We start from the raw sequence: 21,574 nt of genomic DNA on the forward strand, positions 1-21,574 counted from the left end.
ATATCGCCCTGGATGGCGCCGCGTTCAGCGCGGCCTCAGATGGAGGGGGACCGTGCGCGAGACCTGCGCCTGAGCCATCGCCGGCGGAAAGCGCGGGAACGGCGCGGCGCGTTCGATGATGCCCATCGCCGCGCGGTCCAGCGCCGGCGAGCCCGAGCTTCCAGCGAGCCGTCGCGACAGCAGCCGTCCGTTGCGATCGATCACGACGTTCAGCATGACGGTGCCGCTCGCGCCATTGCCGTCGGAGGGATAGGCTGCGGCGCGGCGGATCTGCGCCACCACCTCGGCGTTCCAACTGGCCTGGCCCTCGCGCGCCCCGACGCTGTCCTCGCCGGGATTGGGCGCCGACGCGACACGTGAAGGCCGGGCCGCCGGCGCCGCAGCCGGCTTCGGCGGTGCGGGCTTCCTCTCGGCCCTCTCCTTCGTCTCCTTCTTCTCCACTGGCTTGCGCTCGACACGCTCGGGCACGGGAACGGGCTTCGGCTCCGGCGGTATCGCCTCGATCGGTTTCGGTGGTGGCGGCGGCGGCAAAACGACATCGTCTGCACGCGGCGGCTCGGGCGCGAGCGCGACCTGTGGCGCGGGCTCCGGCGAGGGAATGACATCCGGCACCGGCTCCGGCTCGGAGGAAGCCGGCGGGACAGGCTCAGCGACGGCCTCGCGCGCGACCGGGTCGTCCTTCACCGGCTCGTCCTTCGGCGGCTCCACCGGCGGCGGCTCGGACGCCGGTGCATCCTGCGCCGTCGGCGCCGGCTCGCTCACCACCGCCGGGGTGAACACGACGTCGAAGGCCGGCGCCTGGGCACGCCCCTGCGGCGCGGGACGCAGCAGCAGATAGCCGACGGCGAGCCCGACATGCAGCCCGCCCACCACCAGCGCGGCGATGGTCCACAGCGTCCGCTCCCGGCGCTGCTCGTATTCGAACGGATCGAGCGTCAGGACGCTCACTGCGCGCCCCGGTCTTCCAGGGCGACGAGCGCCACCTTGGTGTAGCCGGCACGGCGCAACGTGTTCATCAGCGCCATCACCTCGCCATAGGGCAGCGTCTGATCGGCGCGCAGCAGCACGCGCTGCTCGTGATCGGACTTGGTGGCGGCATCGAGCGAGGCGGCGATGTCGGCCTGCGCCACGCTCTGGTCGCCAACGGCGAGCGAGCGGTCGGCCTTGAAGGTGACGAAGACCGGCGTCTCCGCGCGCGGCTGCGGCTCGGCCGAGATCGCCGGCAGGTTGACCGGGACGTCGACCGTGGCGAGCGGCGCGGCGACCATGAAGATGATCAGGAGCACCAGCATGACGTCGATGAACGGCGTCACGTTGATGTCGTGCGTCTCCTCGAACTCGTCGGGGCGCCGGGCAAGCTTGACGGCCATGACTCACTCCGCCGGATTGGCGATCGACAGCATCGGCGCCTCGACGGCGCGGATGACGCTGCGCCGCGTTTCGGCGGGCCCGGCGTGCTGACGATCGAGATCGCGGCTGAGCAGGCGCATCACCGCCACCGACGCATCGGCGATGACGGCGCGATAGCCGCCGGTGGCGCGCGCGAACAGGTTGTAGATCACGACCGCGGGAATCGCGGCGGCGAGGCCGAAGGCGGTTGCGAGCAGCGCTTCCGCAATGCCCGGCGCCACCACCGCGAGGTTGGTCGTATGTGCATGCGAGATGCCGATGAAGCTGTTCATGATGCCCCAGACCGTGCCGAACAGGCCGACGAACGGCCCGACCGCGCCGACCGTGGCGAGAATGCCGATGCCGCGGCCGATGCGCGCCACCGCCGCCGCCTCGATCCGCTCGAACTGCCAGGAGACACGCTCCTTGATGCCATCGGCGGGGAGGCCACGCGACTTGTCGATTTCGTCATCGGCGACGGCCAGCAGCCGGCCGACCACACCGTCGTCGGCGGAAATGCGCCCCGTCGCATCCGACAGCGCGCGCGCGGCCATCGCGATGCCGAGCGCGCTGCGCGAGGTGCGCAGTGCCGCGCGGAGTTGGATCGTCTTCACCACCAGAACGGTCCAGGTTACGACTGAAGCCAGCGCCAGCCCGATCATCACCGCCTTCACGACGATGTCGGCCTGCATGAACATGGTCCAGGGCGACAACGCCTCCGGCAGCGTGCTCGCGATATTGGCGATGTGCGCCTGATCCATGGCCGTACTCCCTCGGTGGCCCCGTGGTTGGTGATCACGATCCCGGCGTGGATCGCATGGGGCCATGCCGGATCGTGTCGGAGCCTTGTTGTTTCGTGTCGTTGGGGCAAAGTCACGGCGAAGATCGCGACAATCCCGATCGTCAAAGAGTGCCGCCTGTTCCCACCGGCTTCAAGGCACTTGCTGCGTGGAAGTTGTCCCAGGCGACACGGGAATAATTCCCGAATGGAACGGGAAGCCCCTCACCTCTGGGCCAAAAGAAAAGGCCGGGATTGCTCCCGGCCTTCGTGATGGGATTGCCCGGTCGAGCCGGACGACGCCTTCAGAGCGTGGGCTCACTTCGCCTCTGCGCGCTTCGGCGGGGTCGCCGGCCACGACTTGATCAGGGTGTCGTAGTCGATCGTCTCGCCCTTCGGCTTCTCGTTCGCGAGCTTGCGCTGCGGAGCGATGTTGCCGTCCTTGGCCGACTTGTTGAACCAGAACTCGGCCGATTCCTTCTTGTTCAGCTTCGGACCGCATTCGCCCTGGACCTTGGACTTCTCGAGACGCTCGAGGACGGAGTCCTGGGCGGCTGCGAGCGCATCCATCGCGGCCTGCGGCGTCTTCGCACCGGACGACGCATCGCCGATGTTCTGCCACCACAGTTGCGCCAGCTTCGGATAGTCGGGCACGTTGTTGCCGGTCGGGGTCCACTGCACGCGCGCGGGCGAGCGGTAGAACTCGACGAGGCCGCCGAGCTTCGGCGCACGCTCGGTGAACGACTTGTCCCAGATGTCGGATTCACGGATGAAGGTGAGACCGACATGGCTCTTCTTCAAGCTGACCGTCTTGGAGACGATGAACTGCAGGTACAGCCAGGCGGCCTTGCGGCGATCCGGCGGGGTCGACTTCAGCAGCGTGAGCGAGCCCGCGTCCTGATAGCCGAGCTTCATGCCTTCCTTCCAGTAGGCGCCGTGCGGCGACGGAGCCATGCGCCACTTCGGCGTGCCGTCAGCGTTCACGACCGGCAGACCCGGCTTCACCATGTCGGCGGTGAAGGCGGTGTACCAGAAGATCTGCTGGGCGACGTTGCCCTGCGCGGGCACCGGGCCAGCCTCGGAGAAGGTCATGCCCTGCGCCTGCGGCGGCGCGTACTTCTTCATCCAGTCGAGATATTTGGTGATCGAGTAGACCGCCGCCGGGCCGTTGGTGTCGCCACCGCGCTCGACCGAGGAGCCGACCGGACGGCAGCCTTCCATGCGGATGCCCCATTCGTCGACCGGCAGGCCGTTCGGGATGCCCTTGTCGCCGTTGCCGGCCATCGACAGCCAGGCGTCGGTGAAGCGCCAGCCGAGCGAGGGATCCTTCTTGCCATAGTCCATGTGGCCATAGACCTTGACGCCGTTGATCTCCTTGATGTCGTTGGTGAAGAACTCGGCGATGTCCTCATAGGCCGACCAGTTCACGGGCACGCCGAGGTCGTAGCCATACTTGGCCTTGAACTTGGCCTTGTAGTCCGGATTGGTGAACCAGTCGTAGCGGAACCAATACAGGTTCGCGAACTGCTGGTCGGGCAGCTGATAGAGCTTGCCGTCCGGAGCGGTCGTGAACGACTTGCCGATGAAGTCGTTGACGTCGAGATAGGGGTCGGTGACGTCCTTGCCCTCGCCCTTCATGTAGTCCGACAGCGCGATGGTCTGGCCGTAGCGGAAGTGGGTGCCGATCAGGTCGGAGTCGTTGATCCAGCCGTCATAGACGTTCTTGCCGGACTGCATCTGGGTCTGCAGCTTCTCGACGACGTCACCTTCCTGGATGATGTCGTGCTTGAGCTTGATGCCGGTGATCTCGCTGAACGCCTTGGCGAGTGTTTTGGCTTCGTACTCATGCGTGGTGATGGTCTCGGAGACGACGTTGATCTCCATGCCCTTGAAGGGCTCGGCGGCCTTGGCCAGCCACTGCAGCTCCTTCAGCTGCTCTTCTTTCGAGAGCGTCGAGGGCTGGAATTCGCTGTCGATCCACTTCTGGATCGTGGCGTCGTCGGCAAGCGCCGGCACGGACAGCGTCATGGTCGCGGCGAACAGCGCGGCAGCGCTGGTCATCGCGAGATAGCTTGCCTTGGTCAGGTGATGCTTCCTAGGTTTCAAGTGTCGCATGCTTTCCTCCTTGAGCGACGTATCCAGGTCCGGGTTGCCCCCGGATCTGCCCTTCCTCGCCTGCCTCAGACGGTGCGAAAGATCGCAACGGCGGATGCAAGCGAAATTGCGGTCGCGAGCCACAGGCTCGAAACCTCAAAACTGTCCTCGCCGACCGGCAGGGTCGCGATCGTGTCGGTGCCGACAAGCCCGATCCAGACGAGGTGAATGACGGCGGCCGAGATCAGCGAGATGAACAGGCGGTCGCCGCGTGTGGTCGGAATGCGCAGCACGCCGACGCGCTCGGCCTCGGGATAGCGCGCGGCGAGTAGCGTCATGACGCCAAGGGTGCAGGCCAGCGCGGCGAAGAAGATCGCCGTCGGCGCAGTCCAGGCCATCCATGCGATGCTGTCCATGGCTATCAGCTCCAGGCGATAATGGACCCCCTCCCCCGCTTGCGGGGGAGGGTTGGGGTGGGGGCGCCGCGAGTCCGACTGCCCAAGAGGAGAGATGCCCCTACCCGCATCGCATCTGACGATGCGATGCGACCTCCCCCGCAAGCGGGGGAGGCGGAACGGAGGCCGTCGCGGATCGTCTGCATCATCACACTCGCCCCAGCGCGAAGCCGCGCGCGATGTAGTTGCGGACGAACCAGATGACGAGCGCGCCCGGGATGATGGTCAGCACGCCGGCAGCCGCGAGCAGGCCCCAATCCATGCCGGACGCCGACACGGTCCGGGTCATCACCGCCGAGATCGGCTTGGCATAGACCGAGGTCAGCGTGCGCGCGAGCAGCAGCTCGACCCAGGAGAACATGAAGCAGAAGAAGGCGGCGACGCCGATGCCGCTGGCGATCAGCGGCACCAGGATCTTCACGAAGAAGCGCGGGAACGAATAGCCGTCGAGGAACGCCGTCTCGTCGATCTCGCGCGGGACGGAGGACACGAAGCCCTCGAGGATCCAGACCGCGAGCGGGATGTTGAAGATGCAATGCGCCAGCGCGACCGCCCACGGCGTATCGAACAGGCCGATCGCCGAGTACAGATTGAAGAACGGCAGCGCGTAGACCGCGGCCGGCGCCATGCGGTTCGACAGCAGCCAGAAGAACAGGTGCTTGTCGCCGAGGAAGCGGTAGCGCGAGAACGCATAGGCCGCCGGCAGCGCCACGAGGATCGAGATCACCGTGTTGATGATCACGTATTTCAGCGAGTTGATGTAGCCGGAATACCAGCTCTCGTCGGTGAAGATGCGCATGTAGTTGGCCAGCGTCGGCTGATGCGGCCAGAGCGTCATCGTTGTGACGATCTCGTTGTTGGTCTTGAAGCTCATGTTGACGAGCCAGTAGATCGGCAACAGCAGGAAGACCAGGAACAGCGAGATGATGATGCGACGGCCCGGGGTGTTCATCACGCGCCCCCCTTCACCGGCCGGCGCTCGGCGCCGGCATTGGTCATGATGGTGTAGAACACCCAGCACACGATGAGGATGATCAGATTGTAGACCAGCGATAGCGCCGCCGCCTTGCCGAGGTCGAACTGGCCGAGCGCGATCTTGACGAGCTCGATCGAGATGAAGGTCGTCGAATTGCCCGGTCCGCCGCCGGTGACGACGAACGGCTCGGTGTAGATCATGAAGCTGTCCATGAAGCGCAGCAGCACGGCGATCAGCAGCACGCGATGCATCTTTGGCAGCTGGATTGCGGTAAACACCGCCCAGCGCGAGGCGCCGTCGATCTGCGCAGCCTGATAATAGGCGTCGGGGATCGACTTCAGGCCGGCATAGCACAGCAGCGCCACCAGGCTGGTCCAGTGCCACACGTCCATCACGATGACGGTGGCCCAGGCATCGAGATCGTTGGACACGTAATTGTAGTCGATGCCTACGCTCGTCAACGCATAGCCAAGCAGGCCGATGTCGGGCCGGCCGAAAATCTGCCAGATGGTGCCGACCACGTTCCACGGAATCAAGAGCGGCAGCGCCAGCACGACGAGGCAGAAGGCCACGGTCCATCCGCCCCGCGGCATCGACAGCGCCACGACGATGCCGAGCGGCACCTCGATGGCCAGAATTGCGAGCGAGAAGATCAGGTTGCGCCCGAGCGAGGCGAGGAAGCGGCCGCCGAGATCGGTCGAGGGATCGAGCAGCTCCTTGAACCAGCCGACGCCGTTCCAGAAGAACTGGTTGTTGCCGAACGTGTCCTGCATCGAATAGTTCACGACCGTCATCAGCGGCAGGATGGCGGAGAACGCCACCAGCAGGAACACCGGCAGCACCAGGAACCAGGCCTTGTTGTTGATGGTCTTGTCCATCACTCAGGCTCCCTCGACGAGACGGCTGTCGGCGTAGACATGGACATAGGCTGGATTGAACTTCAGCCCGATCGCCGAGCCCTGCGGCGAGAAGCCGGCCGGCAGTCGCGCGGCGAACTTGACGTCGCCGACACGAACGCGCGCGAAGCGGATGCGGCCGAGATCGTCGACGCGCTCGATATTGGCATCGAGCAGGCCGGGTCCGGGCTGAGCGACATCGACGAATTCCGGACGGACGCCGATCTCGATCTTGGCTCCGGCCGGCAGCGCGTCGTAGCTGCGCGCCAGCGTCAGGGTGTGACCGTCGATGCGGGCTTCACGTCCATTCACCTCGGCCGAGAGGATGTTCATGCCGGGCGAGCCGATGAAGTAGCCGACGAAGGTATGGGCCGGCTTGTCGAACAGCTCAGCGGGCGTGCCGCTCTGCACCACGCGGCCGTCATGCATCACGACGACGGTGTCGGCGAAGGTCAGCGCCTCGGTCTGATCGTGGGTGACGTAGATCATCGTCAGATCGAGCTCGCGATGCAGCGCCTTCAGCTTGGAGCGCAACTGCCATTTCAGCTCGGGATCGATCACGGTCAGCGGCTCGTCGAACAAGACGGCGGCGACGTCGGAGCGCACCAGGCCGCGGCCGAGCGAGATCTTCTGCTTGGCGTCGGCGGTCAAGCGCGTGGCCTTGCGGTTGAGGTCCGGCGTGAGATCGAGCAGACGTGCGATCTCTGCAACGCGCTTGTCGATCTCGGCCCTTGGCACGCCGCGGTTCTTCAGAGGAAACGCAAGATTTTCGCCCACCGTCATCGTGTCGTAGATGACCGGAAACTGGAACACCTGCGCGATGTTGCGTTCGCGGGTCGAGGCTTTGGTGATGTCCTTGCCGTCGAACAGGATCTTGCCGTGCGAGGGCGTCAGGATGCCGGAGATCAGGTTGAGCAGCGTGGTCTTTCCGCAGCCGGACGGGCCGAGCAGCGCATAGGCGCCGCCCTGGCGCCAGGTCATCGTCACCGGCTTCAGCGCGTAGCTCTCGATATCGCCGCTGTTGCCGTTGTAGGCGTGGGCGAGATCGACGAGGTCAATGCGGGCCATGCGGCATCTCCCTCAGATCGCCGGCGCGGCGACCAGGCGGTCGCCGGCGTCGAACACGAACACATTGGACGGATCGAGCACCGCGTCGAGGATCTCGCCGGGCTCGTATTCATGGACGCCGTGCAGCACGGAGACCCAGTTCATGCCGTCGCGCGTCAGATGCACGAAGCTCTCCGATCCCGTGATCTCGGTGACCGAGACGGTCGCAGGAAAGGCATGGCGGCCGTGGCTGCCGTCGCCTTTGCCAAGCCCGAGTTGATGCGGGCGGAAGCCGACGCGGTAGGCGCCATCGGGCAGATCAGCATAGAGGCCGACCGCCGGCGCCTTGACCCCGCCGGCATACTCCACGCTCTCGCCGCGCTTCTGGATCTCGACCGTGTTCATCGGCGGATCCGAGAATACCTGGCCGACACGTAAGGTGTCGGGTCGGCGATACACGGCCGCGGTATCGCCGGCCTGTAGCGCCTGCCCTTCCCACATGCAGATGGTGCGGCCACCGAGCAGCAGCGCCTCCGACGGCTCGGTGGTGGCGTAGACGAAGATCGCGCCCGAGGCCTCGAAGATGCGCGGCAGCTCGGTCCGCAGTTCCTCGCGCAGCTTGTAGTCGAGATTGGCGAGCGGCTCGTCCAGCAGCACGAGGTCCGCCCCCTTCACCAGTGCGCGCGCAATCGCCGTGCGCTGCTGCTGGCCGCCGGAGAGCTGCAGCGGCGTGCGCTTCAGATAGGGCTCGAGCCGCAGCAGCCGGGCGGCTTCCGCCACGCGCTTCTCGATCTCCTGGCGCGACTTGCCTTGCACGCGCAGCGGCGAGGCGATGTTCTCATAGACCGAGAGCGAGGGATAGTTGATGAACTGCTGATAGACCATCGCGACCGAGCGCTGCCGCACGTCGGCGCCGGTGACGTCCTTGCCGTCGACCAGCACCCGCCCCGTGGTCGGCCGGTCGAGGCCGGCGAGCAGCCGCATGATCGAGGTCTTGCCGGACAGCGTCGGCCCGAGCAGCACGCTCAGCGTGCCGCGCTGCAACGTCAGCGAGACGTCGCGAATGGTGGTCACGCCGTCGACGATTCGGGAGACGTGATCGAGCGTGACGCTCATGCGCGCCCTCCCGCCTCACGCGCCGGCACGGCGGAGCGCTCGCGATTGGCTGTGATCCACGCATCGAGCGCGGCGATCTCAGCCGCCGACATCCGCAACCCCAGCTTCGATCGACGCCACACGATGTCCTCGGCCGTCAACGCCCACTCGTTCGTCATCAGGTACCTGACTTCACGCTCCGTCAAGGTGCCACCGAAATCCTGGCCGAGATCGGCCAAAGATGTCGCACCGGCGAGCATGGCCGCAGCCCGCGTGCCATAGGCATGGGCGATCCGCTTCGCATGTGCATCCGACAGGAACGGATAGGTCTTGCGGAGATCCGCAATCAACGGCGCAACGGCCGAAACCTTCATGTCGCCGCCGGGCAGCGGCGCCTTGCCGGTCCACCCCTCCTCCGCCTTGCCACCTTTCACATAGGGCGCGAGACGCTCCAGCGCCTCTTCCGACAGGCGCCGGTAGGTGGTGATCTTGCCGCCATAGATCGACAGCAGCGGCAAGCCGCCGGGCGTATCGAGCTCGAACACGTAGTCGCGGGTCGCCGCCTTGGCCTCGCTGGCGCCATCGTCATAGAGCGGACGCACGCCGGAATAGCTCCACACCACGTCGGCCGGCGTCACCGGCTTGGCGAGATATTCCCCGAGCGCGGCGCAGAGATAGGCGATCTCCTCGTCGGTCGCCTTCACCTTGGCCGGATCGCCCTGATAGTCGCGATCGGTGGTGCCGATCAGCGTGAAATCCTGCTGATAGGGAATGGCGAAGATGATGCGGCCGTCGGCGTTCTGGAAGATGTAGGCGCGGTCGTGGTCATAGAGCTTGCGCACCACGATGTGCGACCCCTGCACCAGCCGCACTTTCGCTTTCGCATTGACGCCGGCGCCGGTCGCCAGCACCTGCTCGACCCAGGGACCGGCGGCATTGACCAGCGCGCGCGCCTTGATGGTCTCGCGCTCGCCGGTCTGCGTGTTCTCGGTGGTGACCAGCCAATGGCTGCCATCCTGCCGGATTTCGATCGCGCGCGTGCGGGTGCGGATGACGGCGCCGCGATCGACGGCATCGCGCGCGGTCAGCACGACCAGACGCGCATCGTCGACGAAGCAGTCGGAATATTCGAAGCCCTTGCTGTAGCGCCCGGGGATCAAGGGGCGGCCGACCTCGTCGCTGCGCAGGTTCACCGACCGCGTCGGCGGCAGCAGCTTGCGGCCGCCGAGATGATCATAAAGGAACAGGCCGAGGCGCAGCAGCCAGGCCGGGCGCAGGCCCGAATGATGCGGTAGCACGAAACGCAACGGGCGGATGATGTGGGGCGCGATCTGCCACAGGATTTCGCGCTCGATCAGCGCCTCGCGGACCAGCCGGAACTCGTAATATTCGAGATAGCGCAGGCCGCCATGCACGAGCTTGGTGGACCAGGACGAGGTTCCGCTCGCCAGATCGTTCATTTCACAAAGGAAAACGGAATTTCCGCGTCCGGCCGCATCGCGCGCGATGCCGCAACCGTTCACGCCGCCTCCGATAATGGCGAGGTCGTAGATCCGCTCCAACAGACGCATCCCCCGGCAATCGCCTTGACTGTGGCGATTTCACTTTCGGTTTCGAGTTAAACACAAACGAAAGTGAAAGCAAATCGAAATTCGCATGTTGGGCCGCGATTGGGCAAAACCTGCCCAAACCGGGATCAAGGAGCCTGCGAGAGTGGCGGAAAGTCAGGCGCGGCGGAGCACGGCGGACCCCGCCGTTTCGGTTGCCTCCGCGACGTCGTCGGCGTCGGCGGCGGGCATCGCCGAGACCACCTCGATGCCGCGGCTATGGCAGAGGCTGGCCAGTCCGTCCGGCAGCGGCCGGTCGGTGACGAAGGTCTGGATCTGGCTGAGATGGGCGATGCGCACCGGCGCGCTGCGATGAAGCTTGGTGGAATCGGCGACCAGCATCACGCTGCGGGCATTGGCGATGATGGCCTGGGCTACCTGCACCTCGCGATAGTCGAAGTCGAGCAGCGCGCCCTCCTCGTCGATCGCGGATGCGCCGATGATCGCGTAGTCGACCTTGAACTGGCCGATCAGCTGCGTCGCCGTCGATCCGATCACGCCGCCATCCGAGCGCCGCACCGTGCCGCCGGCCACGATCACCTCGATGCGCGGATGCGGATAGAGCAGCATCGCGACGTTGAGATTGTTGGTGATGACGAGCAGGTCCTGGTGCGACGACAGCGCGCTCGCCACCTCCTCCGTCGTGGTGCCGATGTTGATGAAGAGCGAGGAGCCGTTCGGAATCCGCGCGGCGGCGACCGCGCCGATCGCCTTCTTCTCGTCGGCAGCGACGAAGCGCCGCGCCTCGTAGGCGAGATTCTCGACGCCGGAGGCGATGATGGCGCCGCCATGGATGCGCGTCAGCGCGCGCTGCTCGCACAGATCATTGAGGTCCTTGCGGATGGTCTGGGCCGAGACTTCGAAGCGGCGCGCGAGATCCTCCACCATGACGCGGCCGGAGGCGCGGGCGATGTTGAGGATGTCGGTCTGGCGTTGGGAAAGGACGGCCATGGCAAGCTTTCAGGACAAGCTGCACCATGGTGATGCTGATCGAGTCAAGCGTCAATCGGCGAAGCATTGGGCGCATCGCAGCAATCGCCGGCTCGGAGCACGTCCGGCGCGGCACGGTCCGGCTGACGTGCGCCGGCGGCCGCGTGCGCCAAGCTCGCTCAGGCGGCTGCGCTCAGCTCGCCGGTCACGAGCCGAAGCGCGGCGCGTTCGGCTTCGCGGGCATTGCGAAACACCTGGCCCTCGAGGGCATTGAAGCGATGGGACGCCGCGAAGAAGCGGAAGCCGCCACGATCGCGGACGACGATCCCCGCCGCCTGGGAGCTGACCTCGATGATATAGGTGTCGGACATTGCGAAATCCCGTCGTTCATTCCGGGGCGTATAACGGGGCTCTATGACGAACGTTCCGGTCCTGGAGCCGCCGGCTATCCGATCTGCATGCCAACAGGAAATTGTGTGGATGTTATGTTGGCTGCGCTGCACGCGCCTTCACCGTCACGACACGGCCGAATCAGCGTGGATCATTCGGGACGAGCGTCGGCCTGCGCAGCGACGCATCGGCCCCGCCGATGCGGTCGTGATGCTGACCGAGCAACTGATAGATGGTGCGCAGATCCTTCAACACCTCGACTTGATCTTCACGAAACGCACTGAGCTGATTCTCGTAGACGCAAATCCTGCGCTCGGCGTGGAGAAGCCGCTGCTGCAGCTTCTTCAGGACCTGCAAGATCAGTTTCTCGTCGACGTCCGACATGGACTTCCTCCCACCCTGTTCGCGCACCGCGCCCCGCCATTTCCCTGTGCCGGCAATTTTTTCCGGCTGGCCCTTTTGGCCTTGTTGATCGGAAGCGGACTACCAACCTCGATGCCCGTCCGATGCGCCACTCGAAGCGCGCAATGAGGCAGAGACGCGGCATCGCACCTCCAAGCAACCAGAACTTGCAAATATCGTAAACACGCCTGCCCTGTGGACAAGACCTACATCGCGCGAGATTGATCGGCACAGACGCCGCAAACGCGTGCTCGAATGAACGCGCACCGCCGGATCACGGTTCCTATGCCGAGCAAGTGGCATATGCCGGGCATTAACTGATGTTATTTTGGCGGGAGACCAAGATTGCGATCAGGCCGTGGTCGCCCCGTCGCGCCGGATCGGCTGCGGCCGGCCGTCGTCGTCGATCGAGACGTAGGTGAAGTTGCCGTCGGTGACGAGGATCGGCTGCTCCTCCTTCCGGCGCAGCACCCAGGCTTCGAGACGCACCGTCATCGAGGTGCGGCCGACGCGGACGAGATGCGCATAGACCGAAACGAGATCGCCGACATAGACCGCCTTGCGGAAGTTCATCGCCTCGATCGCGACCGTCACCGTGCGCGACTTCGCGACCTTGGCGGCGTACACGCCGCCGCCGACATCCATCTGGCTGAGCAGCCAGCCGCCGAAGATGTCGCCATTGGCATTGGTGTCGGCCGGCATCGCCAGAGTGCGGATGCAGAGATCGCCGCGGGGCTCGGTCGGCGCGGACAGCGCGGCATGGATGGTCGCTTCGGTCACGTCGGATGGTCTCCAATTGCGGGAGCGTTCAAGAGGCGTCGAGCAAGGCTGTCAGTCTGGCCTCGCCATTTCGAACATCGCCTCCTGCATGATCTCGAAATAGTCGCCGCGCCGGCCGGCGCGGACGATCGGATGCGCCAGCGCAGTCTGATAGACCCCTTCCTTGATCAGCGTCTTGTCGATATGCACGCCGACCACCTCGCCGAGCGTCAGCCAGGCCTGCGCCTTGGCGCCATCGGCGCCCTGCAGCTGGATGATCTGCGTCACCTTGCACTCGAACGCCACAGGGCTTTCGCCGACGCGCGGCACATTGACGAACTTGCACGGCACCGGCGTCACGCCCGCAAGCTTGAACTCGTCGACCTCGCGCGCGACATGCGCGGCGGTCGCATTCATCTGCGTGGCCAGGCCGCGCGTCACCAGGTTCCAGACGAACTCGCCGGTGTCCTGGATGTTGGCGACCGAGTCCTTCCACTGCGTCGAGGAGAAGCCGATGATCGGCGGGGTGTAGTTGAAGGCGTTGAAAAAGCTGTAGGGGGCGAGATTGACGTGACCGTCCGGATCGCGCGACGAGATCCAGCCGATCGGACGGGGGGCGACGATGGCATTGAAGGGATCGTGGCGGAGGCCGTGGCCGTTCTTCGGTTCGTAGAAATGCAGATCCCGTTCAGTCACGCGGCCGTCCCTTCCGTCATTGCGCGGAGCGCAAGCGAGAGCCGCACACGCCGCCCTGGATTGCTTCCGCCGTCGCCCTTTGGGCTATGGCGGACAGGTCGCTTCGCTCGAATGACTGCGAACTTAGCTTGCAGCGCCCCTGGAACCAAGCCCTGCCAGCACGAAATCGATCATCTCGTCGACCGTCGGGCCCGGCTTGGTCGCGCATTGCGCGATCATCTGCGGATGGAAGAAGCGCATCATCGCGGTCGTCGCACATTTTGCCGCCAGCAGCAGATCGGTGACCGCGAATTCGCCGGAGGCCGCGCCCTGCCCGATCACGCGGCCGATGATCTCGGTGATCAGCAGCATGTGCGCCTCGCAGACGTCCCAGCTCTCCTCCATCGCCACCGCGACCATCTCGTGCAGCTTGTTGTCGCCGACATAGCGCTCGGTGTTCATGCGATGAATAGTGCCGAGCAGCTCGCGCAGCCGTGGCGCCGCAGGCCCCGCCCGCTCCGCGATCGCGATGGCAGCCGCCTCGACCTGCGCCATCAGCGTGCGGGCGACCCCCCGGTGGATCGCCTTCTTGGAATCGAAGAACCGGTAGACATTCGCCGGGCTCATGCGGAGCTCCTTGGCGATGTCGGCGACGGTCGTCTTCTGGTAGCCGATCTGTCGAAACAGACGCTCAGCAACGACGAGAATGCGTTCGTGCGTATCGGATTCGATATGGTCGGAAACCAGGGTCATCATGCCTGCGATCTTGTTGGTCCTTCATTCGGCGGCCTCGGCCAAAGGAAGCGCGGGCCTCGGCACGTCAACGTGCTGCGTTGCGGAATGATCCGCGTCCTTCGCTCCGCGCTCGTCCAGGCTCTTGCGGAACCATAGGGCATACAATCCTGGCAAGTACAGCAGCGTGAGAAAGGTTGCAACGAACAACCCGCCCATGATGGTGATCGCCATCGGGCCCCAGAACGCCGAGCGCGACAGCGGGATCATGGCGAGGATCGCGGCCAGCGCGGTGAGCACCACGGGCCGGGCGCGGCGCACCGTGGCCTCGATGATCGCGTCCTTGCGGGTCAGACCATGGGCGACGTCGGTCTCGATCTGATCGACCAGGATCACCGCGTTGCGCATGATCATGCCGGCAAGCGCAATCAGGCCAAGCAGCGCCACGAAGCCGAACGGCGCGTTGGCGACATTGAGCCCGAGCGAGGCACCGACAATGCCGAGCGGCGCGGTCAGGAACACCAGGATCAGCCGCGAGAAGCTCTGCAGCTGGATCATCAGCAGGGTCAGCATCACGATGACCATCAGCGGAAACAGCACGAAGATCGAGGCATTGCCCTTGGCGGATTCCTCGAACGCGCCGCCGGCCTCGATCCGGTAGGCGGGCTCGAGGTGGTTGCGGATATCCTGTAGCTTCGGCGAGATCTGGTTGGTGACATCGGGCGCCTGGACCCCGTCCGCCACGTCGGCGCGCACGGTGATCGCCATGTCGCGGTTGCGCCGCCACAGGATCGGCTCCTCGTGGGAATACTCGATCCTGGCGATCTGCTGCAGCGGCACCGCGATGCCGTTCTTTGAGGTGATGGTGAGATCGCCGACATGGGCGAGATCCAGCCGCTCGGACGGCGCCGCACGCGCGACGACGCCGACCTTCTCGATGCCGTCGCGGATGGTCGTGACCTGCACGCCGGAGATCAGCATCGCCAGCGACTGCGACACGTCCTGCGGGGTCAGGCCAAGTGCGCGGGCACGATCCTGGTCGACGACCAGCTTGAGGTAGGGCGACTGCTCGTTCCAGTCGAGCTGCGGATCCCTGACGTTCGGGTTCTGGCGCATGACGTCGCGCACCTGGTAGGCGGTCTCGCGCACCTTGGCCGCATCGGGGCCGATGATGCGGAACTGGACGGGGAAGCCGACCGGCGGACCGAAATTGAAGCGATCGACCCGGACGCGCGCTTCGTTCAGCTCGCCATTCGCAGCCGCGGTCTCGATCTTGGCCTTGATGCGCTCGCGCGCGGCGACGTCCTTGGCGACGATCACGATCTCGGCGAAGGCTTCGTTCGGCAGTTGCGGGTTAAGACCGAGCCAGAAGCGCGGCGAGCCCTGCCCGACATAGGCGGTGTAGGTCTCGATGTCCTTGTCGTCCTTCAAGAGCGCTTCGGCCTTGCGTGCCGCCTTCTCGGTGACGTTGAAGGCGGTGCCCTCCGGCAGCCGCAGCTGCAAGAACAGCTCGGGCCGCTCCGACAGCGGAAAGAACTGCTGCTGGACATGGCCGAAGGCCACGATCGATGCCGCGAAGACGCCGACCGTCGCGGCAACGGTGGTGATGCGATGCGTGACGCACCAGCGCACGATGGCGCGCAGGCCGCGATACATGCGCGTGTCGTAGACCGCGTGCTCGTCATGGCCGTGATGGGCCTTCATGTCGGGCAGCAGCTTGACACCGATATAGGGCGTGAAGATCACGGCGACGAACCAGGACGCGACCAGCGCGATGGCGACGATCCAGAAGATGCTGCCGGCATATTCGCCGACGGCCGAATTGGCGAAGCCGATCGGCAGGAAGCCGGCGGCCGTGACCAGGGTTCCGGTCAGCATCGGGAACGCGGTGGATTCCCAGGCAAAGGACGCGGCGCGCATCCGGTCCCAGCCCTGCTCCATCTTCACCACCATCATCTCGACCGCGATGATGGCATCGTCCACCAGGAGGCCGAGCGCGATGATGAGGGCTCCGAGCGAGATGCGATGCAGGTTGAGCCCCATGATGTTCATGACGATGAAGACGAGCCCGAGCACCAGCGGCACCGACAATGCCACGACGATGCCGGTGCGCCAGCCGAGCGCCAGGAACGACACGAACAGCACGATCACCAGCGCTTCGACGAACGAGTGCACGAACTCGCTGACGGCGTGCTCGACCACCTTGGGCTGGTCGGCGATCTGCTCGATCTCGATGCCCTGCGGCACCGCCTTCATGAAATCCGCGGCGGCGGCGTGCACCTCCTTGCCGAGCTCCAGGATGTTGGCCTCCTTGGCGGTGACGACGCCGATGCCGAGCGCGGGCTTGCCCTCCTGCCGCACCTTGAAGCTCGGCGGATCGACGAAGCCGTGGCTGACGGTGGCGATATCGCCGAGCCGGAACACGCGTCCGTTGCTTTCGACCGGCGTCTCCGCGACCGCCTTGGCGCCGTCGAGCGCGCCGGTGACACGCAGCGGCACGCGCTGCGACGAAGTTTCGACCGTGCCGGCCGGGGTCACATTGTTCTGCTTGGCAAGCGAATCGAACAGCGCCTGCGGCGTGATGCCGAGGGTGGCGAGCTTGGCATGGCTGAACTCGACATAGATGCGCTCGTCCTGGGTGCCGTAGAGATTGACCTTGGTAACGCCGGCGACCTTCAGCAGGCGCTGGCGCAGGCCTTCGGCGGTCTTCTTCAGCTGCGCATAGTCGGCGCCGTCGCCGGTCATCATGAACAGGATGGAATCGACGTCGGAGAACTCGTCATTGACGAACGGACCGATGATGCCCGACGGCAGCGACGACTGCACGTCGTCGAGCTTCTTGCGGATCAGATAGAACAGGTGCGGCACCTGGGCCGGCGGGGTCGAATCGCGGAAGGTCACCTGCATCGCGGTGAAGGCCGGCTTCGAATAGGTCTGCACCTTCTCGAAGTAAGGCAGCTCCTGCAGCTTCTTCTCGATGGGGTCGGCGACCTGGCTCTGCATCTCAGTCGCCGTGGCGCCGGGCCACATCACCGAGACGTTGACGACCTTGACGGTGAAGAACGGATCTTCGGCGCGGCCGAGCTTCTGATAGGAGAAGAAGCCGGCGACGCCGAGCGCGACGATCAGGAACAGCACCAGCGGCGGATGATTGACCGCCCAGGCCGACAGGTTGAACCGCTTCATGGGTGCTCTCCGAGATTCGATATCACTGGTCCGAGCCGTTGCTGTTAGTCACCGTCATTGCGAAAGAAGCGACCTGTCCGCCATAGCCCAAAGGGCGACGGCGGAAGCAATCCAGAATCCGCCTGCAGAAAAAACAGTCTGGATTGCGCCGTCGCTTCACTCCTCGCGATGACGACCGTTACGTCCGTCATTCCGGGGCGATGCGAACGCATCGAACCCGGAATCTCGAGGTTCCGGGTTCGCACTACGTGCGCCCCGGAACGACGGCAGAGCTAGAACGTCAGCGCCGACACGACGCGCACCCTCTGGCTGGGATCGATCTTCTGCACGCCGAGCGCCACGACCTTGTCGCCTTCGTCAACGCCTGACGTGACGAGCACGTCCTTGCTGTCATAGGCCTTCACCTTCACCGGCTTCAGCGTCACCTCGCCCTTGTCGTTGACGACGTAGAGCGACGGATCGCGGCCATCGCTGAACAGCGCCGACAGCGGCAGCCGCGCGACGCGCGTGGTGGCGGGATCGGCGAGCGTCAACGTCGCGGTCATGCCGAGCGAGACGGCGTCGCCAGCGTCCGGCAGCGAGAACTTGGCGAGATAGGTGCGCGTCGCGGAATCGGCGGTGGGCGCGATCTCGCGCAGCTTCGCCGCATATTGCTTGTTTGCCTCCGACCACAATGTGACGTAGGCGCTGCCGGTCTTGGCGCGCTCGAGCAGGGTCTCAGGGATCGCGACCACGGCCTCCTTCTCGGCAAAGCGCGCGACACGGATCGCGGCCTGGCCGGCGGCAACGACCACGCCTGGTTCGATCATGCTCGCTGTGACGACGCCGCGCGCGTCGGCAACCAGTGTCGCATAGGACAGCGAGTTGCGCGTCAGCTCGACCGAGCGCTCGGCGCGATTGAGCCGCGCCCTCGCCTCGTCGGCGGACGCCCTGGCCTGGTCCATCTGGGCATCCGTGGTCCAGCCCTTGGCGCGCAGCTCCTTGGCGCGGGTCTCGGCAGCGGAGGCCTGCGCCAGCACGCCGGTGGCGGCGCGGAATTCGGCTTCGGCCTGCTCGGCCTGCAGCTTCAGGTCGACCTCGTCGAGCGTGGCGAGCGGCTGGCCGACCTCCACGGTCTGGCCGACCTCGACCAGGCGCTTGGCGACCTTGCCGGCGACGCGGAAGCCGATATCGGCCTCGATGCGCGGCCGGATGGTGCCGACGAAGCTGCGCTCGGGCGTCTCGGCCTCGTAATGGACGGGCGCGACCAGAACCGGCCGGACCGGCTCGGCCTTCTGGGCGACGGTTTCATTGCACCCGGCCAGGGCGACGGCCATCGTGGCCAGCGCAAGGCCAGTCAACAGCTTGGAATAGCTCGCGAAAATCAGGCGGATCAACATGGGGCACCCTCGCTGCTCTTACGAGGAAGTGTCGAATGTCGAATGACGATTGTCAATATTCGTCAGCAATCATGACTTCGTGATCATCTGGACATGTTGCCGCAGGTGCTCAGTGGAGCGGCAGGCCGGTTCGGAACTCCGCCGTGCGCTCAACCGCCACCGATTCCGGGGCCGTCCGCCGCCGCGGTCGAGCCCGGCCCCGCAATCAGGGCATGCACCGTGCGCTTCACTCCGCGGGCGCCTGCCCGGCGAATTCGACCTTGCTCTCATGGCCGCCGAAGAACGCGAGCAGCCCGGCGATCAGCGGCAGCACCGACAGCGCGAGCAGGCCGTGGGTGGTGGAACCGGTCGTGTCCTTGATCCAGCCGACCAGATAGGGGCCGCCGAAGCCGGCGAGATTGCCGATCGAGTTGATCAGCGCGATGGCGCCGGCCGCGGCCGTACCCGACAGCCACGCCGTCGGCAGCGTCCAGAACACGCCGAAGACACAGAACACGCCGATCGCCGCGACCGTGAGCGCAACCATGGTGAGCGTGGGATCGCCGATCATGCTCGATGCGGCCAGCGCCACCGCGATCAGGATCAGCGGCGCGCCGACATGCATCACGCGCTCGCGTGTCGCATCGGAATGCCGCGCCCACAGGATCATCGCGACGGTGCCGAACGCATAGGGGATCGCGGTGACGAAGCCTGTCTGCACATTGGTCAGGCCGAATGCCTTGACGATCTGCGGCAGCCAGAACTGCATGCCGTAGAGCGCGCCGACGAAGCCGAAATAGATCAGGCTGAGCACGATCACCTTCGGCGACGACAGCGCCTCGCCGAGCGTCATGTGTCCGGCGGCCTGCTTCGCCGCAGTCTCGGCCTCGAGCTTCGCCGCGAGCCAGGCCTTCTGCTCCGCGGACAGCCAGGTCGCATGCTCCGGCCGGTCGGTCAGGTAGAACCAGGTGACGACGCCGAGGATGACGGAGGGGATGCCCTCGATGATGAACAGCCACTGCCAGCCCTGCAGTCCCATCAGGCCGTGCATGCCGAGCAGCAGGCCGGAGACCGGCGCGCCGATCACGGTCGAAATCGGCACGGCAACCGCGAAGGCGGCGAGGAAGCGCGCGCGATACTGGGCGGGGTACCAATAAGTGAGATAGAGGATGATGCCGGGAAAGAAGCCGGCCTCGGCGACGCCGAGCAGGAAACGCAGCGTGTAGAAGCTCCACGGGCCCGAGACCAGCGCCATGAGCGCCGAGATGATGCCCCAAGTCACCATGATGCGCGCGATCCAGCGGCTGGCGCCGAACTTCTCCAGCGCCAGATTGCTCGGCACCTCGAAGATGAAATAGCCGATGAAGAAGATGCCCGCACCCCAGGCGAACACCAGCGGTGAAAATTTCAGCTCCGCATTCATGGTCAGCGCGGCGAAGCCGAGATTGACCCGGTCGAGATAGGAGAAGAAATAGGCCAGCACCAGAAACGGAATCAGGCGCCAGGAGATGGCGCGGATGGTCGCGGACTCGATATCGGAGCGGCCAAGCGCGGCCGGACTGGTGGCGGACGGACTCATCGATCTCCTCCCCGGAGCTTTCTGGACATTGATAGTTGAAGGCGGTGTTGAGCATCGGTCGTGGCAAGTCAATCGGAAAACCTGAAATCCCACAGCCCGTCGGCGCATCGCGGGGGCGCGGCCCGCGCATGACGCCCTCCTCGCCCGAGATGCTCATCCGCGTCGTCGGCATCTGGATCGACCGGATCGCGACGCGGCCTGCTTGGGCATAGGCCTGCCAACGGCAAGCCGCGATATCAACCGAAAGCTCAGATCGGCCCCGCGCCGGCGCGGCTGAAGAAGGCGTTGAGCTCCTCGGCCAGAACGGCAGGCTGCTCTTCCGGAATGTAGTGGCCGCACGAGGAGATGGTGATGCCCTCGACGTGATCGGCGACCTCCCTGAGCGGCGCGGCCATGTCCACGATCGATCCCTGGTCGGCACCGACGGCGAGCACCGGCGGCTTCAGCTTGCCCCTTTGTTTCAGCTCGCGGTTCTGACGCGCGGACAGTGCGGCGGCACGATAATAAGCGAGCCCGGCGCGCAAGCCGCCGGCCTTGGTCAGCACGCGGGCGTATTCGTCGAGATCGCGTTCGGAGAACGCTTCGGGATTGGCACCCTTCCGGCGCAGGAACCAAGCGAGATAGTCGCGTTCGCGGCCGTGGATCAGCATCTCCGGGAGATCCGCGACGGCGTGGAACGCGAAGTGCCAAGTGCGCCACGCGCGGTCTGGCGCGAAGGGCAGCGCCTCGGGCAGGGTGACGCCGGGAATTCCTGCATCGAGCAGGGCCAGGCTGCGCACCTCGGCTTCGAACAGCGCCGCATAGGGATAAGCCACCCACGCACCGATATCGTGGGCCACCAGATGATAGCTGGTGACGCCGAGTTGCTGCAGCAGGCGATGCACCGCCGTGGCCAGGGTCAGAGTGTCGTAGCCGTCGGCTGGCCGGTCCGAATCGCCCTGCCCGGGGAGATCCGGCGCAATGACCCGATAGCGCGACGCGAGCAGCGGCATGACCTTGCGCCAGGCAAACCAGCTTTCGGGAAAGCCGGCGAGCAGCACCACGACCTCGCCAGCCGGCGGGCCACCGCTGACATAGTGCAGCCGAAGGCCATCGACGGTCTCGAAGCGGTGGGTAAAGCCCGGCAGCGACGCATCGGCGCGACCGAACGGCTCGGCCGCGACCAGCCGCGACGGACTTTCGGCAGAGATGGCACTCATCAACTCAGTCATGGATCATCCTCCTAA

The 21,574-nt window shown here is 65.5% G+C and carries 20 protein-coding genes; all 20 read right to left on the minus strand.

Annotated features, from left to right (window positions below; all coding sequences use genetic code 11):
• Nucleotides 1-24 precede the first annotated feature (24 nt).
• Nucleotides 25-948 (minus strand): TonB family protein, encoded by a 924-nt coding sequence (locus tag QX070_RS18270; protein WP_315738389.1) that lies wholly within the window; start codon nucleotides 946-948, stop codon nucleotides 25-27.
• On the minus strand, nucleotides 945-1,370 hold the full coding sequence (gene exbD / locus QX070_RS18275) for a TonB system transport protein ExbD (protein WP_315738390.1): 426 nt from the start codon (nucleotides 1,368-1,370) through the stop codon (nucleotides 945-947). The genes QX070_RS18270 and exbD overlap by 4 nt, the downstream gene beginning before the upstream one ends.
• Before the next feature lie 3 nt (nucleotides 1,371-1,373).
• Nucleotides 1,374-2,150, minus strand: coding sequence for a tonB-system energizer ExbB (gene exbB / locus QX070_RS18280; RefSeq protein WP_315738391.1), 777 nt, complete (start codon nucleotides 2,148-2,150; stop codon nucleotides 1,374-1,376).
• A gap of 335 nt (nucleotides 2,151-2,485) precedes the next feature.
• A complete protein-coding gene (locus QX070_RS18285) occupies nucleotides 2,486-4,228 on the minus strand; it encodes an ABC transporter substrate-binding protein (protein WP_315738720.1) in 1,743 nt (580 codons plus the stop codon).
• Between the two features lie 119 nt (nucleotides 4,229-4,347).
• Nucleotides 4,348-4,677 carry a DUF2160 domain-containing protein gene (locus QX070_RS18290; protein ID WP_315738392.1) on the minus strand — a complete coding sequence of 110 codons (330 nt, stop codon included), beginning with the start codon at nucleotides 4,675-4,677 and terminating at the stop codon, nucleotides 4,348-4,350.
• A gap of 187 nt (nucleotides 4,678-4,864) precedes the next feature.
• Nucleotides 4,865-5,668, minus strand: coding sequence for a carbohydrate ABC transporter permease (locus QX070_RS18295; RefSeq protein WP_315738393.1), 804 nt, complete (start codon nucleotides 5,666-5,668; stop codon nucleotides 4,865-4,867).
• Nucleotides 5,668-6,570, minus strand: a complete 903-nt coding sequence (locus QX070_RS18300) for a sugar ABC transporter permease (RefSeq protein WP_315738394.1) — start codon at nucleotides 6,568-6,570, stop codon at nucleotides 5,668-5,670. Before QX070_RS18300 ends, QX070_RS18295 begins: the two co-directional genes overlap by 1 nt.
• A 3-nt stretch (nucleotides 6,571-6,573) precedes the next feature.
• Nucleotides 6,574-7,656, minus strand: a complete 1,083-nt coding sequence (locus QX070_RS18305) for an ABC transporter ATP-binding protein (protein WP_315738395.1) — start codon at nucleotides 7,654-7,656, stop codon at nucleotides 6,574-6,576.
• Between the two features lie 12 nt (nucleotides 7,657-7,668).
• Nucleotides 7,669-8,751 carry an ABC transporter ATP-binding protein gene (locus QX070_RS18310; RefSeq protein WP_315738396.1) on the minus strand — a complete coding sequence of 361 codons (1,083 nt, stop codon included), beginning with the start codon at nucleotides 8,749-8,751 and terminating at the stop codon, nucleotides 7,669-7,671.
• Complete coding sequence (gene glpD / locus QX070_RS18315) at nucleotides 8,748-10,301, minus strand: glycerol-3-phosphate dehydrogenase (protein WP_315738397.1); 1,554 nt, start codon at nucleotides 10,299-10,301, stop codon at nucleotides 8,748-8,750. The genes QX070_RS18310 and glpD overlap by 4 nt, the downstream gene beginning before the upstream one ends.
• 153 nt (nucleotides 10,302-10,454) lie before the next feature.
• Nucleotides 10,455-11,288 carry a DeoR/GlpR family DNA-binding transcription regulator gene (locus QX070_RS18320; protein WP_315738398.1) on the minus strand — a complete coding sequence of 278 codons (834 nt, stop codon included), beginning with the start codon at nucleotides 11,286-11,288 and terminating at the stop codon, nucleotides 10,455-10,457.
• A gap of 158 nt (nucleotides 11,289-11,446) precedes the next feature.
• On the minus strand, nucleotides 11,447-11,638 hold the full coding sequence (locus QX070_RS18325; protein WP_315738399.1) for a hypothetical protein: 192 nt from the start codon (nucleotides 11,636-11,638) through the stop codon (nucleotides 11,447-11,449).
• A gap of 160 nt (nucleotides 11,639-11,798) precedes the next feature.
• Nucleotides 11,799-12,041, minus strand: coding sequence for a hypothetical protein (locus QX070_RS18330; protein ID WP_315738400.1), 243 nt, complete (start codon nucleotides 12,039-12,041; stop codon nucleotides 11,799-11,801).
• Nucleotides 12,042-12,410: 369 nt separating this feature from the next.
• On the minus strand, nucleotides 12,411-12,839 hold the full coding sequence (locus tag QX070_RS18335) for an acyl-CoA thioesterase (protein ID WP_315738401.1): 429 nt from the start codon (nucleotides 12,837-12,839) through the stop codon (nucleotides 12,411-12,413).
• A gap of 51 nt (nucleotides 12,840-12,890) precedes the next feature.
• A complete protein-coding gene (locus QX070_RS18340; RefSeq protein WP_315738402.1) occupies nucleotides 12,891-13,514 on the minus strand; it encodes a flavin reductase family protein in 624 nt (207 codons plus the stop codon).
• Between the two features lie 123 nt (nucleotides 13,515-13,637).
• Nucleotides 13,638-14,246, minus strand: a complete 609-nt coding sequence (locus QX070_RS18345) for a TetR/AcrR family transcriptional regulator (RefSeq protein WP_315738721.1) — start codon at nucleotides 14,244-14,246, stop codon at nucleotides 13,638-13,640.
• A 24-nt stretch (nucleotides 14,247-14,270) separates the two neighbouring features.
• Nucleotides 14,271-17,411 carry an efflux RND transporter permease subunit gene (locus QX070_RS18350; RefSeq protein ID WP_315738403.1) on the minus strand — a complete coding sequence of 1,047 codons (3,141 nt, stop codon included), beginning with the start codon at nucleotides 17,409-17,411 and terminating at the stop codon, nucleotides 14,271-14,273.
• A 272-nt stretch (nucleotides 17,412-17,683) separates the two neighbouring features.
• Nucleotides 17,684-18,790, minus strand: coding sequence for an efflux RND transporter periplasmic adaptor subunit (locus tag QX070_RS18355; protein WP_315738404.1), 1,107 nt, complete (start codon nucleotides 18,788-18,790; stop codon nucleotides 17,684-17,686).
• A 226-nt stretch (nucleotides 18,791-19,016) separates the two neighbouring features.
• Entirely contained in the window at nucleotides 19,017-20,348 is a 1,332-nt protein-coding gene (locus tag QX070_RS18360; protein WP_315738405.1) for an MFS transporter, read from the minus strand.
• Nucleotides 20,349-20,596: 248 nt separating this feature from the next.
• A complete protein-coding gene (locus tag QX070_RS18365) occupies nucleotides 20,597-21,559 on the minus strand; it encodes an alpha/beta hydrolase (RefSeq protein ID WP_315738406.1) in 963 nt (320 codons plus the stop codon).
• Nucleotides 21,560-21,574: the final 15 nt, after the last annotated feature.

This window comes from Bradyrhizobium sp. SZCCHNR1093, assembly GCF_032381175.1.
In the GTDB taxonomy this organism is placed as follows: Bacteria; Pseudomonadota; Alphaproteobacteria; order Rhizobiales; family Xanthobacteraceae; genus Bradyrhizobium.